Annotated in this window: 13 protein-coding genes; 5 read left to right on the top strand and 8 right to left on the bottom strand. The window is 66.7% G+C overall.

What is annotated here, in order from left to right; genetic code table 11:
• Positions 1-3: 3 nt before the first annotated feature.
• From E4K64_RS19635 to E4K64_RS19620, 4 genes are all read right to left on the bottom strand, one after another.
• A complete protein-coding gene (locus E4K64_RS19635; RefSeq protein WP_135164984.1) occupies positions 4-1,080 on the bottom strand; it encodes a sensor histidine kinase in 1,077 nt (358 codons plus the stop codon).
• A complete protein-coding gene (locus tag E4K64_RS19630) occupies positions 1,067-1,759 on the bottom strand; it encodes a response regulator transcription factor (protein WP_135164983.1) in 693 nt (230 codons plus the stop codon). Before E4K64_RS19630 ends, E4K64_RS19635 begins: the two co-directional genes overlap by 14 nt.
• Before the next feature lie 97 nt (positions 1,760-1,856).
• On the bottom strand, positions 1,857-2,264 hold the full coding sequence (locus E4K64_RS19625; protein ID WP_135164982.1) for a hypothetical protein: 408 nt from the start codon (positions 2,262-2,264) through the stop codon (positions 1,857-1,859).
• Between the two features lie 336 nt (positions 2,265-2,600).
• Positions 2,601-4,940 carry a Tex family protein gene (locus E4K64_RS19620; protein ID WP_135164981.1) on the bottom strand — a complete coding sequence of 780 codons (2,340 nt, stop codon included), beginning with the start codon at positions 4,938-4,940 and terminating at the stop codon, positions 2,601-2,603.
• A gap of 283 nt (positions 4,941-5,223) precedes the next feature.
• Between E4K64_RS19620 and atzD the strand changes: the two genes are divergently transcribed.
• Both atzD and E4K64_RS19610 read left to right on the top strand, forming a co-directional pair.
• On the top strand, positions 5,224-6,336 hold the full coding sequence (atzD, locus tag E4K64_RS19615; RefSeq protein ID WP_135164980.1) for a cyanuric acid amidohydrolase: 1,113 nt from the start codon (positions 5,224-5,226) through the stop codon (positions 6,334-6,336).
• A 127-nt stretch (positions 6,337-6,463) separates the two neighbouring features.
• Positions 6,464-7,933, top strand: coding sequence for an amidase (locus tag E4K64_RS19610; RefSeq protein WP_167772126.1), 1,470 nt, complete (start codon positions 6,464-6,466; stop codon positions 7,931-7,933).
• Positions 7,934-8,105: 172 nt separating this feature from the next.
• Here E4K64_RS19610 and E4K64_RS40410 read toward each other — a convergent pair whose 3' ends face one another.
• Positions 8,106-8,426, bottom strand: coding sequence for a hypothetical protein (locus E4K64_RS40410; protein WP_167767702.1), 321 nt, complete (start codon positions 8,424-8,426; stop codon positions 8,106-8,108).
• A 139-nt stretch (positions 8,427-8,565) separates the two neighbouring features.
• Between E4K64_RS40410 and E4K64_RS19600 the strand changes: the two genes are divergently transcribed.
• On the top strand, positions 8,566-9,474 hold the full coding sequence (locus E4K64_RS19600; protein WP_135164979.1) for a PaaI family thioesterase: 909 nt from the start codon (positions 8,566-8,568) through the stop codon (positions 9,472-9,474).
• A gap of 67 nt (positions 9,475-9,541) precedes the next feature.
• On the top strand, positions 9,542-9,955 hold the full coding sequence (locus E4K64_RS19595; RefSeq protein WP_235884715.1) for a hypothetical protein: 414 nt from the start codon (positions 9,542-9,544) through the stop codon (positions 9,953-9,955).
• Positions 9,956-10,033: 78 nt separating this feature from the next.
• Here E4K64_RS19595 and poxB read toward each other — a convergent pair whose 3' ends face one another.
• The 3 genes from poxB to E4K64_RS19580 form a co-directional block, all read right to left on the bottom strand.
• Positions 10,034-11,770, bottom strand: a complete 1,737-nt coding sequence (gene poxB, locus E4K64_RS19590; RefSeq protein WP_135164978.1) for a ubiquinone-dependent pyruvate dehydrogenase — start codon at positions 11,768-11,770, stop codon at positions 10,034-10,036.
• Positions 11,771-11,876: 106 nt separating this feature from the next.
• Positions 11,877-12,509, bottom strand: a complete 633-nt coding sequence (locus E4K64_RS19585; RefSeq protein WP_135164977.1) for a 2-dehydro-3-deoxy-6-phosphogalactonate aldolase — start codon at positions 12,507-12,509, stop codon at positions 11,877-11,879.
• A 13-nt stretch (positions 12,510-12,522) separates the two neighbouring features.
• Positions 12,523-13,437 carry a 2-dehydro-3-deoxygalactonokinase gene (locus E4K64_RS19580; RefSeq protein WP_135164976.1) on the bottom strand — a complete coding sequence of 305 codons (915 nt, stop codon included), beginning with the start codon at positions 13,435-13,437 and terminating at the stop codon, positions 12,523-12,525.
• Positions 13,438-13,689: 252 nt separating this feature from the next.
• Between E4K64_RS19580 and E4K64_RS19575 the strand changes: the two genes are divergently transcribed.
• Positions 13,690-14,787 (top strand): LLM class flavin-dependent oxidoreductase, encoded by a 1,098-nt coding sequence (locus tag E4K64_RS19575; protein ID WP_135164975.1) that lies wholly within the window; start codon positions 13,690-13,692, stop codon positions 14,785-14,787.
• Positions 14,788-14,789 lie beyond the last annotated feature (2 nt).

The following is a 14,789-nucleotide window of genomic DNA, read 5'->3' as shown; positions in this document are numbered from 1 at the left end:
ACTCTATCGTGCTGAGGGCTTGGGGAAACTGAGCTCGACCGTCAGTCCCGGCGCGTTGTCGCGCAGCGCGATCTCCGCACCGTGGAGGCGCGCGACGGCGGCAACGAGGCTGAGTCCAAGTCCATTGCCCGGCGTGTAGCGGCTCTGCTCCAGCCGGTAGAAGCGCTTGAAGACGTGATCGCGCTGCTCGGTGGGAATGCCCGGACCATCGTCGGCGATGGCGATCACCGCGCCGCGATCGGTGCTGCGGCAGGTCACGGTCACCTGCCCGCCCTTGCGACCGTGCTTGATCGAATTGTCGACGAGGTTGGCAATGGCATCGAACAGCAGGTCGCGATCGCCCGTGATCGCCACCTTTCGGTCTCCCGCAAGGCTGAGCCTGGTAGCAACCTGCTCGGCGGCGGCATCGTAGAGCTCGACCACCTCGCCGGCGATCCTGGCGAGGTCGAGCGCGCGGAAGGCGCCGGTGCGGGCGCGGGACTCGATCTCGGAGATCCGGGTAATGGACGCGAACATGCCGAGCACGGCGTCGAGATCGGCGATGGTGTCGCCGATCAGCGCGGCATCGGCCTCGCTGTTGCGCTCGTGATGATAGGCCTTCTCCAGCCGGCCGCGCATCCGCGTCAGCGGCGTGCGCAGATCGTGGGCGACGTTGTCGCTGACCTGCTTGACCTCGCCCATCAGCGTCTCGATGCGGTCCAGCATCTGGTTGAGGTTCTCGGCGACGCGGTCCCATTCGTCGTTGCTGCCGCGCAAGGGGATGCGCTGGTCGAGGCCGGCGAGCATGATGGCGCGGCTGGTGGCATTGATCGCTTCGATCCGCCCCACCGTGCGCCGCGTCACCAGCACGGCCGCCAGGCCGGCGAGCACCAGCAACAGCCCGGCAACCGCGGCCATCGCGAGCTCGATCGTAGCGGTGAAGCCGTCGTGCTCGACGACGGTGCCGAGCCGGCTCTCCACATAGGCCAACGTCCCGAAATAGACATAGGCCATGATCGCCGCGACGATCAGCCCGAATGCGGCGATCGCGATCAGCGCCAGACGAAAGGTCGAGGAGCGGAGCGTCTTAGCCAGGAGCACGGAGGCAATATCCGATGCCGCGGATGGTGTGGATCAACGGATAGGCCTGGGCGTCGTCGACCTTGCGGCGGACGCGCCCGACATAGACGTCGATGATGTTGGTGGAGGGATCGAAATGCAGGTCCCAGACGTGCTGGAGCAGCATCGCACGGGAGATGACCCTGCCCTCGTTGCGCGCGAGATATTCGAGCAGCTGGAATTCGCGCGGCAGCAGCGAGATCTTGCGGCCGCGCCGGCTCGCACTGCGCGCGATCAGGTCGATGGCGAGATCGCCGACCCGCAGCAAAGTCTCCTTGGCGATGGTCTCGCTGCGGCGACCGAGCGCCTCGAGCCGGGCCAGCAATTCGGTGAAGGAGAACGGCTTGACGAGATAGTCGTCGCCGCCGGCGCGCAGGCCGCGCACGCGGTCATCGACCTCGCCCAGCGCGGAAATGATCAGGAACGGTGCGGCGACGCCGTCGTCGCGCAATTGCCGCATCACGCTGATGCCGTCGATATCGGGCAGCATGCGGTCGATCGTGATCACGGCATAATCGCGCGCGGCGCCGTGGCTCAGGGCTTCGCGCCCCGTTGCCGCAAGATCGACGTCGTAGCCGGAGGTCGTCAATTCCTCGACGAGCTGGCCTGCGGTTTCCGGATCGTCCTCGACGACCAGGATGCGACGGTGACCTCCGGTCATGCAAAACTCCGCGCGACGATCGCCACCAGACTATCCCGTTCCGGGGCTGGACGGAACCGCCCGGTGGCGACCGCGACAATGGTGCGGTTCGATGCGACTACCAATAGTCTCCGCACACATTGACCCATCGCCATCCGTAGGGCGTCCAGTTTCGGCGCCAGCAACCATTGTTGTAGCCGGCGTAGAGATAGGGTGCGCCGAAGACGGCGAAACGGCGAAAATGATGATGATGATGGAAGGCGTGGCGACCGTGCCAGCCGGTCGTGCCGGCGAAGCGCGGCCCGACGGCCGCGTGGGCGAACCGCGGTCCGCCGAGGCCAGAACCCCCGACATGGCCGAAATGGGCGCCGCTCATGCCACCGGCACGCATGCCGCCGCCGAAATGCCCGCCGCCACCGAAGTGCCCGCCGCCGCCATGTCCGCCACGTGCGAGCACGGGTGAAGCGACCGCCATCACCGCGGCGATCGTCGCTACAGCGAGGCCTGTGAGAAGCCTGTTGTTCATCGAAACATCCTCCTGGCAGTGCGACGGACTTGAGGCCGCACGAGGACGATCAGATGAAAGGAAGGAACAGCAAGCTTCAACTTACAAACGCGCCAGATTCTGACGCGGGTGTCAGGGAGGCAACACTCTATCGCTCCCTCTCCCCGTTCTTACGGGGAGAGGGTGGGGTGAGGGGTTGCTTCCGCGCATGCGATATCAGCTGCTGGCCAAATTCGGCGCGCACTCGTATCGGCGTCGGTTGGGCCTCCATCTGGGCAACGTAGTGCCACGCCCCTCACCCGGATCGCTAACGCGATCCGACCTCTCCCCGCCGAAGAGCGGGGAGAGGTGAAGGGATCACACCCGCTTGCCGCCGTTCTTCTCGGCCGCGCGGCGCAGCGCTTCGGCGAGGGCACCGCCGCCGGAAGAGGACTCCTGCTTGCGCGGGGCCGACGAGGTCATGCGGGAAGGGTTGCGGGAGCTGTTGTCGCGCTGCATGCCGGGAGCGTCCTTCTTGGCGCCGACCTCGTCGTCGAGGCGCAGCGTCAGCGAGATGCGCTTGCGCGCGACCTCGAAGTCCAGCACCTTGACCTTGACGATATCGCCGGGCTTCACCACCTCGCGCGGATCCTTGATGTAGGTCTTGGACATCGCCGAGATGTGCACGAGCCCGTCCTGGTGCACGCCGATGTCGACGAAGGCACCGAACGCGGCGACGTTGGTCACGGTGCCCTCGAGGATCATGCCCTTCTGGAGGTGCTTGATCTCCTCGACGCCCTCCTTGAACACCGCGGCCTTGAACGCCGGGCGCGGGTCGCGGCCCGGCTTTTCCAGCTCGCGCAGGATGTCGGTGACAGTCGGCAGGCCGAAGGTCTCGTCGACGAAATCCTTCGGCTTCAGCGTACGGACGATCTCGCTGCTGCCGATCAGCGCCTTGATGTCGCTCTTGGTCGCCGCGAGGATGCGGCGCACCACCGGATAGGCTTCCGGATGCACGCCGGAGGCGTCGAGCGGGTCCTCGCCGCCGAGAATGCGCAGGAAGCCCGCGCACTGCTCGAACGCCTTCGGCCCCAGCCGCGGCACGTCCTTGAGCGCCTTGCGCGACTTGAACGGGCCGTTGGCGTCGCGATGCGCCACGATGCTCTGCGCAAGGCCTGCGCCGACGCCCGACACGCGCGCGAGCAGCGGCGCGGAGGCGGTGTTGACGTCGACGCCGACGGCGTTCACGCAGTCTTCGACCACCGCATCGAGCGATTTTGCGAGCTTGGCCTGGCCGAGGTCGTGCTGATACTGGCCGACGCCGATCGCCTTGGGCTCGATCTTGACCAGCTCGGCCAGCGGATCCTGCAGCCGCCGCGCGATCGAGACCGCGCCGCGCAGCGTGACGTCGAGACCCGGCAATTCCTCGGAGGCGAAGGCGGAGGCCGAATAGACCGACGCGCCGGCTTCGGACACCACGATCTTGGACATCTTCAGCTCGGCGAGGCCCTTGACCAGCTCGGTCGCGAGCTTGTCGGTCTCGCGCGAGGCGGTGCCGTTGCCGATCGCGATCAGCTCGACTTTGTGCTTCATCGCGAGCCGGCCGAGCGTCGCCAGCGACTCGTTCCACTGCCGCTGCGGCTCGTGCGGATAGATCGCGGTGGTGTCGACCACCTTGCCGGTCGCATCGACCACCGCGACCTTGACGCCGGTGCGGTAGCCGGGATCGAGCCCCATGGTGACGCGGGTACCGGCCGGCGCGGCCAGCAAGAGGTCGCGCAGGTTGGAGGCGAACACGCGCACGGCTTCGGTCTCAGCCGCATTCCACAGCCGCATGCGCAGGTCGATGTTCAGATGGACCTGGATCTTGGTGCGCCAGGCCCAGCGCACGGTATCGATCAGCCAGCGGTCGCCGGGACGCTTGAGGTCGGCGATGCCGAACCGCTTCATGATCTTCAATTCATAGGCGCTGGGCACGCCCGGCGGCGGCGCCTCGGCCTCGGCCTGAATTTGCAGGTCGAGGATCTCTTCCTTCTCGCCGCGGAACATCGCGAGGATGCGATGCGAGGGCAGCTTGGTCAGCGGCTCGGAGAACTCGAAATAGTCGGCGAACTTTTCGCCCTCGGTCTTCTTGCCGTCGCGCACCTTGGAGGCCATGCGCGCATTGGTCCACATCTCCTCGCGCAACGCGCCGATCAGGTCGGCGTCCTCGTCGAAACGCTCGACCAGGATGGCGCGGGCGCCGTCGAGCGCGGCGGCGGCATCGGCAACGCCCTTCTCGGCATTGATGAAGCCTTCGGCCACGACCTTCGGATCGTTGCCGGGCTCGGCGAGCAGTTGATTGGCGAGCGGCTCGAGGCCGGCCTCCTTGGCGATCTCCGCCTTGGTGCGGCGCTTCGGCTTGAACGGCAGATAGATGTCTTCGAGGCGCGCCTTGCTGTCGGCAGCCATGATCGAGGCCTCCAGCGCGGCATCGAGCTTGCCCTGCTCGCGGACCGATTCGAGGATGGCCTTGCGGCGGTCTTCGAGCTCGCGCAGATAGACCAGGCGCTCCTCCAGGGTGCGCAATTGCGCGTCGTCGAGCGCACCGGTCGCTTCCTTGCGGTAGCGGGCGATGAAGGGAACCGTGGCGCCGCCGTCGAGCAGCGTCACCGCCGCCTCGACCTGCTCGGCCCGAACCCCAAGCTCCTGCGCAATCTTCTGGTTGATATTTGCCACGCGAGATTCCCTCTATCCAAGCCCGCCGTGCGGGCGGCGAACCACCGGCCACGGGACGCCGCTTATGGACCAAGCGGGGTTGATTCATCAAGGTACGCCGGACCACCGTCGACAGGGGATTTTTTTCTCGAACCGATGCGATCTCGCCACATTCGTGGGGAGGCGCGGCTTCTCTCTTGCATCGCGGCAGACCAGGATAGCCGATCCGTCATCCCTGCTTGACAGGAGCCGCTGTTCAACGGCTGTTTGCTCCGCCGGGCCCCTGAACTCCACAAGGACAGTCATGCGTACAACATCGGTCGGCGTCTTCAAGATCGCCACCACGGGCCCCGGCGATGTCTCCGGTCTCATGGCCATGATCGGTTCGGGCGCGATCGATCCGCGCGAGATCCTAGCGATCCTCGGCAAGACCGAGGGTAACGGCGGCGTCAATGATTTCACGCGGGAATACGCCGTCAGCGCGCTGTGCGCAGCGCTGGCGCCCCACCTCGACCTGCCGCAGCACGAGGTCGAGCAGCGCATCGCCTTCGTGATGTCCGGCGGCACCGAGGGCGTGCTCAGCCCGCACATCACGGTGTTCACGCGCCGAGCCATCGACAGCCCTCCGGTACGCCCCTCCGGAAAGCGGCTGAGCATCGGCATGGCGCAGACGCGGGATTTCCTGCCCGAGGAGCTCGGCCGCTCCGCGCAGATCACGGAGACGGCGACCGCCGTGAAGGCGGCCATGGCGGATGCCGGCATCAGCGATCCCGCCGACATCCACTTCGTGCAGATCAAGTGCCCGCTGCTCACCAGCGATCGCGTCGAGGCGGCAGCGGCGCGCGGCAACAAGACAGCGACGACCAGCGCCTACGCCTCGATGGCCTATTCCCGCGGCGCCTCCGCGCTCGGCGTCGCCGTCGCGCTCGGCGAGATTGCGGCCGATCTCCACGATGAAGACGTGCTGCGGCGCTACGATCTGTTCTCGTCCGTGGCCTCCACCTCATCAGGCATCGAGCTGATGCACAACGTCGTCATCGTGCTCGGCAACTCGGCGGCATCAGCAAGCGAGTTCGAGATCGGTCATGCCGTGATGAACGACGCCATCGACTCCGCCGCGGTGGTCGCGGCGCTGCAAAGCGTTGGACTCCGCATCGCGCCGCAGGCAACGGAGGGCCGCGAGCTCATCAACGTCTTCGCCAAGGCGGAGGCCTCACCTGATGGCACGGTGCGCGGCTGCCGTCATACCATGCTGGAGGACACCGACATCAGCTCGACGCGCCACGCCCGCGCCGCGGTCGGCGGCCTGATCGCGGGTCTTGCCGGCACCGGCGCGGTCTACGTATCAGGGGGCGCCGAGCATCAGGGTCCCGCTGGCGGCGGGCCGGTTGCAGTGATTGCGCGACTGTCGGATTGAGACGGGCGGCATCACCGGTTTTGCGACCCCTCCGCCCGGCGCAACCCTGCCCCCCGCGCCGGCTCAGTTGATTCAGGCCCTCCCTTGCGAAAAAGGTGGCGCCGCACCTTGAGGGGATTTGGATTTCATGACGTTGCCGATGAGCTGGAATGAATGGGCGCAGCACGACGGCGTCGCGCTGGCCGGCCGCGTCCGCAAGGGCGAGCTGACGGCAAAGGAGCTGGCGCGCCAGGCCGCCGCAGGCGTCGCCAAGGTCAATCCGGCGCTCTCGGGCGTGGTCGAGCTGTTCGAGGACGTGATCGCCGATCCCGCCAAGGACGGCGCCAATCTCGCAGGTCCCTTCGCCGGCTTGCCCTTCCTGATGAAGGACCTCGGGCCGACCATGAAGGACCGGTTGCAGGAAATGGGCTCGCTGCTGATGCGCGGCAATCGCGCCAGCGCCGACACGTTCCTGACCGGTAAGTTCCGCCACGCCGGCCTCAACCTGATCGGACGCACCACGACGCCGGAATTCGGCGTGTGCTCTTCGGCCGACAATCCCGCCGTCTACGTCACGCGCAATCCCTGGAATACCGACTACACCACCTGCGGCTCGTCCGCAGGCAGCGCCGCGATGGTTGCCGCCGGCGTGGTGCCGATCGCACACGCCACCGACGGCGGCGGCTCGATCCGCATTCCCGCCGGCGTCAACGGCAATATCGGCCTGAAAGTCTCGCGCGGCGTGTTCTCGCTGGCGCCCCACATGTCGGACCTGACCGGTCTCGTCTCGATCCAGGGCTGCCAGTCGCGCTCGGTGCGCGACACCGCCGCCTTCGTCGATCATGCGAGGGGACCTGCGCCCGGCGAGTTCATGCCGTTCTGGACCACGGCGCAGCCTTATTCCGAGATGATCAAGCGCGATCCCGGCAAGCTGCGCATTGCGCTCTCGCACACATGGGGCGACTACACCGCGACGCCAGAGATCGCCGCCGAGCTGGAGAAGACCGGCCGCTTCCTCGAGGGCCTCGGCCATCACGTCGATTATGCGCTGCCCGAGCTCGACTTCCGTGCCGCGTTCGCGGCGCAGACCACCTGCTACATCTCGAACTTCGCGGTGGTGATCTCCAACATGCTCGCCGCGCGCGGGCTGGACAAGCCGCCGGAAGATCTGATCGAGCCGATGAACATCCGGATCTGGGAAGCCGGCCGGCATACGAGCTTCGCCGAGCGCGCGAAGATGCAGGGCGTGTTCAACACCACCTCGCGCGGCTTCGGCGCCTTCTTCGAGCAGTGGGACGTGATCCTGACGCCGATCACCGCGCTGCCGACGCCCAAGGTCGGCACCAAGGAATATCTCACCATCTCCGACAATCCCGACGTGCTGGACTGGTTCGGCAATCTCTGGCGCTTTTTCGCCTTCACGCCGCTCGCCAATCTCTGCGGCATGCCGGCGATCTCGATGCCGATGGCCATGCAAGACCACGGCCTGCCGCTCGGCATCCAGGCCATCGCCAAGCAGGCCAACGACGGCCTGTTGCTGCAACTCGCCGCCCAGATCGAGCGCGCGCTCGACGGCAAGTGGAACGGCGGCAAGAAGCCGAAGGTGCATGTGGGCTGAGGCGAAGCCGTTCACCTCAAAGTCAATGTCGACTTCGTTGCGGCCATCCTTCGAGACGCCCGCTTTGGGCGGGCTCCTCAGGATGAGGTCATCCTCGCGGCGCGATCTTTGACCCTCATGGTGAGGAGCGCCGCCTTGCGGCGCGTCTCGAACCATGAAGGCCCCCGCGGTCTCAGTTCTTCACCGCCGGAATCTCCTCCGCCATCGGCTGCTTTTGGCCCTGCTGGTACATCGCCAGCGCCTTGTCGAGGGCTTCGCGCAGCGCCAGCGCCGCGGCGACGCTGCAACGCAAATGCGCGGTCTGGACCACGTCGACCCTGACGGCGGCGCCGACCGGCATCAACAGGTTCGCGGCGAGCTCGATCTGGATCGCGCCGTTGTGATGGCCGAAGCAGGACGCGCCGTCGAAATAGATGATCGGCGCCCGCTCCGCGCTGGAGCTCGAAATGGTGACGGGCCCCTGATTGGCGGCGGGCGTTTCGGGGTCGGCCATGGGCGCTCCTTACAGGTCATCGACGAACGAAGCGCCCACCATCGGCGCTTCGGCCCGCTCTGTCGAGGCCAAACCGCCTGTGGTGCGGGGGCCCATCCGGGGTTTTGCGCGGCGCCCGACACTGGTCTAGAACGTCCTCATGAGCACCATGCCGACCACGCTCCCGTTCGAGGAACTCGCCGAGGCCATCAAGGGCCGCCGCTCCGATTACGGCCATATCAGCGGGCTCCAGCTCGACCGCTTCGCGCCCGCCGAGGCCTGGTCGAGCCTGCCCTATCGGCCCGTCTTCGTCGGCGACACCGAAACCGGGGTGCTGCATGGCGGCGTCGTCACCGCGATGCTGGACGAGAGCTGCGGCATGGCGGTGCAGCTCGCGCTCGACGGCACGCGCGCGATCGCGACGCTGGACCTGCGCATCGACTACCAGAAGCCGGCAACGCCAGGTCTCGACATCAAGGCGCATTCGGTCTGCTACCGCACCACGCGCTCGATCGCCTTCGTGCGCTCCACCGCCTATCAGAACTCCGAAGACGATCCGGTCGCGACCGCGACCGCCTGCTTCATGATCGGCGCCAACCGCACCAACATGCTTGCCGATCGCCGGATGGATGCGCGCAGCATCCCGGTGCTGGAGGCGCCGGAGGATCCTGATGGGCCCTTCGCGCGCAGCCCGTTCGCGCGCGCCCTCGGCATCAGCGTCAACGACGACGGCACGCTGACGATGCCGTTCTCGCCGCAGATCATCGGCAACCCGATCCTGCCCGCGATCCACGGCGGCATGACAGGGGCCTTCCTCGAGACCACCGCCGTCATCGGCGTCGCGCGCGAGCTCGGTACCGCCGCGCCGCCCAAGCCGATCGGGCTCACCGTCAATTACCTGCGATCGGGGCGCGCGCTCGATACGTTTGCCAACGTCTCGATCGTGAAGCAGGGCCGGCGCATCGTCGCCTTCGAGGCGCGCGCCTGGCAGGACGATGCGGAGAAGCCGATCGCCACCGCCTTCGGTCATTTCATGCTGCGCCCGACGCCGGGAAGTGACGACGAATAAGCGCATTTTGACTTGACGGCCGCGGCTCCGGCCACAACGATAATACGTCCCCGCGAGAGGTATTGAATTGCGGCATCCGCTCGACATCGTCGCCATGTTCGCCGCGCTCTGGCTGCTGGCCTCGATGATGCTTGACGCGGTGACGCCGAAGGAGCTGACCGCGATCATGATCGCGGTCGCGATCGGCCCCGCGATCGTCATCACCGCCGTGTTCTACTACCTGCGCTGCCCGCGAACGGACTTCGCGGTGATGTTCGCGGCGCTCTGGCTGATCTCGGACATCGCGATCGCCTTCGTCTCGCCGAGGCAGCTGCCGCATTTCCTGATCGTGCTTGGCTTCGTGCCGGCCCTGCTGATCGGCAGCGTGCTGCACTGGCAGACCTTCACCTCTCCCCGGCGGGGAGAGGTCGGATTGCTTCGGCGCGCAATTGCGCGCCCGAGCAATCCGGGTGAGGGGCCGCAGCACTCAGCGAGACCGTAACCCCTCACCCGGATCGCATCTTTCGATGCGATCCGACCTCTCCCTTCGGGAGAGGTGGGCCGATCTGCCCCAGCCGAATCACCGCGGCAGCAGGTTCGTCTTGGCAAGGTCGAGCACCTCGTCGCCGCGGCCGTTCATCACCGCGCGCAAGACCCAGAGGCTGAAGCCCTTGATCTGCTCGGTGGTGATGGTCGGCGGCATCGACAGCTCCTGCTTGGCGGTGACGACGTCGAGCAGCGCCGGCCCGTCATGCGCGAGCATCTCATTCACCGCACCGGGAAGCTCGCCCGGATCCTCGACGCGTTTGGCAAAAATCCCCATGGCACGCGCCATCGCCGCGAAATCCGGATTCTCCAGGTCGACATTGGTGTCGACGAAGCCGGCCGCCTTCATCTCCAGCGCGACGAAACCGAGCACGCCGTTGTTGAAGACGACCACCTTCACCGGCAGCTTCTCTTGCGTGAGCGTGATCAGATCGCCCATCATCATGGTGAAGCCCCCGTCGCCGGAGAGCGAGATGACCTGCCGGCCGGGCTGGGCCGCCTGCGCACCGATCGCCTGCGGCATCGCATTGGCCATCGAGCCGTGCACGAAGGAGCCGATCAACCGGCGGCGGCCGTTCATGTCGAGATAGCGCGCGGCCCACACCGTCGGCGTGCCGACATCGGCGGTGAACACCGCATCGTCGGAGGCATGGTCGCTGACGACCTTGGCGAGATACTGCGGATGGATCGGCTTGGCTCCCGGCGTGCCCTTGGCGAGCGAGTCCAGGCCCTCGCGCGCCTTCTTGTAATGCGCGACGGCGTCGTCGAGATGCCTGCGCTGCGTCTTCGCTTTCAACAGCGGCAGCAGCGCCTCGATGGTGAGCCTGACGTCGCCGACGAGGCCGAGATCGATCTTGCAGCGGCGGCCCAGATTTTCCGGGCGGATGTCGATCTGCGCGATCTGGCAATCGGTCGGGAAGAACTGCTTGTAGGGAAAGTCGGTGCCGAGCATCACCAGCGCGTCGCAGGCGTGCATGGCGGCATAGCCCGAGGAGAAACCGATGAAGCCGGTCATGCCGACGTCGTAGGGATTGTCGTATTCGACGTGCTCCTTGCCGCCGAGCGCATGCACGATCGGGCTCTTCAGCGCCTCGGCGAGCTGCATCAGGGGCGCATGCGCGCCGGCGCAGCCGCGGCCGCAGAACAGGGTGACGCGCTCAGTGCCGTTGAGGAGATCGGCGAGCGCCTTGAGCTCATCGGCCTGCGGCACCACCTTCGGCGCCGCCACGCCAAGGCCGCGCGTCGTCGACAGCGCGCGCTTCGGCGGGCTACGGAACGCGACGTCGCCGGGCATCGCGACCACGGCGACGCCGCGCAGGCCCACCGCCGCGCGGATCGCGTTCTCCAGCACGAAAGGAAGCTGGCTGGGGTCGGAGACCAGCTCGCAATAATGGCTGCATTCGCGGAACAGGTTCTGCGGATGCGTCTCCTGGAAGTAGCCGCCGCCGATCTCGGCGGTCGGGATCTGCGCCGCGATCGCCAGCACGGGCACGCGGCTGCGATGCGCGTCGAACAGCCCGTTGATCAGATGCAGATTGCCGGGACCGCAGGAGCCGGCGCACACCGCAAGGCTCCCGGTCACCTCGGCTTCGCCGGCGGCGGCGAAGGCAGCGACCTCCTCGTGGCGGACATGGATCCATTCGATCGTGCCGCGGCGGCGCAGCGCCTCGGTCAGCGCGTTCAGGCTGTCGCCGACGATGCCGTAGATGCGCTTGACGCCAGCCTGTTCGAGCGTCGCCACGAACAGATCGGCCACGTTGTTGATCGCCATATCAGTCTCCTGCTGCGCCGGTCACACTGCGCGAAGTGTCAACATCAGCATCGCGGCAATTTGAGGCATACTAGGCGATGACGAGTTCACAGCTGGTTTATTACGCTCAGTCTTTCGCAATCGCCCGATCATAGGCTTCGACCGTCGCCTTGGCGCGCGCGGCGACATCGGCGGCGCTCATGCCGGGCTTGTAGAGGCTGGAGCCGAGCCCGAACGCGGTCACGCCGCCCTTGATGTATTCGACAAAATTCTGGTCGGAGACGCCGCCGACGGCGGCGATCATCACGCCTGACGGCAGCACGGCGCGGATCGCGGCGATGCCGGCGGCACCCAACACGCTCGCCGGAAAGAATTTCAGGCCCGATGCGCCGGAGCGCGCGGCAAGCAGCGCCTCGGTCGGCGAGAACACGCCGGGCAGCGTGACCATGCCGTATTGATGTGCACGCACCAGCACCTGGGTGTCGACGTTCGGCGAGACCATCAGCCTGCCGCCGACGTCGTTGAGGCGATCGACATCCGCGGTAGTGAGCACCGTGCCGGCGCCGATCAACACGCCTGGTGGCGCCTGCTTCACGGCCATTGCGATGGAGCGGAACGGATCGGGCGAGTTCAGCGGGATCTCGATCGCGGTCATGCCGGCTTCGATCAGCACGCCGACGATGGCCTCGGTCTCCTCGGGCTTGACGCCGCGCAGGATCGCGACCAGCGGCCGCTTCATTGACGGAAAGGCAACGCTCATCTCAAGAATCCTTCTATTTCGTCCATATCGCGGCAGCCGCCATCGACAGGCCGCGGCGGACGGCTTCATCCGCATCGACCGGCTGCACCGTGAACGACAGTGCATCGAAGGCATGCCGGTACAGCATCGCAAGCCGGCCCGAGGCGATCAGCACGACAGCCGCCTGCCGCACCGCGCCGGAGAGACCGGCGGCCAGCTCGGCGCCGATCAGGGTGCCCGACAGCGTCTCGCGCGCCGCGGCCGGCGTGCCGCCGAACAGTAATTGCCGCGAGCGCGCCGTGAACAGGAGATTCGCGGCGAAGGCCGGCGCGGCGTACGCCGCCTTGACCGCCGCCTTGAAGCTCGCGATATCCTCGGCCTCGTCGGCGCCCGCGATCGCGAGCGACAGGATGGTCTCGCGCGAGACGGCGCTGAACAGCTCGCCGGTCATGAAGGTGGAGAAGCGTTCGACGACGCCGCCCCTGACGCGCACCCATTTCGAATGCGTGCCGGGCATGCAGACCAGCGCCTCGCCCACCGCATCGAGGCCGAGCGCGCCGAGCAGCTGCGTTTCCTCGCCGCGCATGACGTCCGGCGCGGCAGCGTCTCGCTGTGCGATGCCCGGCAGGATGCGGATGTCGCGCGCCTGCCCGGGGACGCGCACAGCCTGGTTCAGGACGGCGGAGAGCGGGGCCGGCGTGTCGACATAGCCGGCCTCGACCCAGCCGGTCTTCGCGCCGGCCATGCCGCAGACGAGAACCGGCAGATGATCCGGCGCCTCGACCGCCGCGAGATGCGATTGCAGCACCGCGGGAAAGCCGGTCTTGGCGGCGGCCAGCATGCCTTCATCGCTGCGGCGTTCGGCCAGCACGAGGCCGGCACGATCGACCAGCCACAGGCGAAAACTGCTGGTGCCCCAGTCCACCGCGACATAAGCGGGTTCGGTCATGCGAAACTGTCCTCGTCTCACGGCCAGGTTCTTGTCTCACCTGCAAGGTCTTGTCTCACCAGCAAGACGCCGTCTCGCGACAATGAGACGATCTCTTGCGGGCCCTGGTCGAGATACCGGCTATTGCGCGGGCAAACCAGCCCTTTCTCTCGGATTTTCGGCTGCAGCGCGCTGGCACAGCGCTTGCTGAACGCTCCCCGCTCAACTCCGTCAACGCGCGACAAGACGCGTCAACACCAGATGAGGAAACCCATGGAGATCGGCTATTTCACGATGCCTTCGCATCCGCCGGAGTGCGGCCTGAAGGAAGGGAACGACTGGGACCTGCAGGTCATGCGCTGGCTCGACGAGCTCGGCTATCAGGAAGCCTGGGTCGGCGAGCACCACACCGCGCCGTGGGAACCCAATCCCACGCCGGACCTCCTCATCGCACAGGCGCTGATGCAGACCAAGAAGCTTCGCATCGGGCCGGGCGGCTTCCTGTTGCCCTATCACCACCCGGCCGAGCTCGCCAACCGCGTCGCGATGCTCGACCATCTCTCCGAGGGCCGGCTCAATTTCGGCGTGGCGGCTTCGGGCCTGCCGAGCGACTGGGCGATGTTCAACGTCGACGGCATGAGCGGGCAGAACCGCGACATGACCCGCGAGGCGCTGGAGATCATCCTGAAGATGTGGAGCGATCCCGCGCCCTGGACCTACAAAGGCAAGTTCTGGACGGTGACCAAGCCGGACACGATGTTCGACTTCCTCAAGCCACACATCAAGCCGCTGCAGGCGCCGCATCCGCCGATCGGGGTTGCCGGTCTCTCCAAGAACTCGGACACGCTGAAGCTCGCAGGCGAGCGCGGCTTCATCCCGATGAGCCTCAACCTCAATCCGGCCTATGTCTCCAGCCATTGGGATTCCGTCGAGGTCGGCGCCGCCAAGACCGGGCGCAAGCCGAACCGGCAGGACTGGCGTCTGGTGCGCGAGGTCTTCGTCGCCGACACGGACGAGGAGGCCTGGAGGCTCTCGACCGGCGACATGATGGGCCGGATGATGAGCGAGTACTTCCTGCCGCTGCTCGGCCATTTCGGCTTCAAGGACTATCTGAAGCACGCGCCCGACGTGCCCGACAGCGACGTCACTGTCGAATATTGCGCCAAGCGGAACTGGATCGTCGGCTCGCCCGCGACCGTCGCCGAGAAGATCGAGAAGATCTACGACGAGGTCGGCGGCTTCGGCGTGCTCCTGGTGTTCGGCTTCGACTACAAGCACAAGGCCGAAGCCTGGCACCATTCGCTCTCGCTATTGAAGAACGAGGTGATGCCGCGCCTTGCGCATCTCGGTTCTGCGAGGAAGGCGGCTTGACG

The organism is Bradyrhizobium frederickii (assembly GCF_004570865.1).
Classification (GTDB): Bacteria; Pseudomonadota; Alphaproteobacteria; order Rhizobiales; family Xanthobacteraceae; genus Bradyrhizobium; species Bradyrhizobium frederickii.
This window is presented reverse-complemented; position numbering and strand designations above follow the sequence as displayed.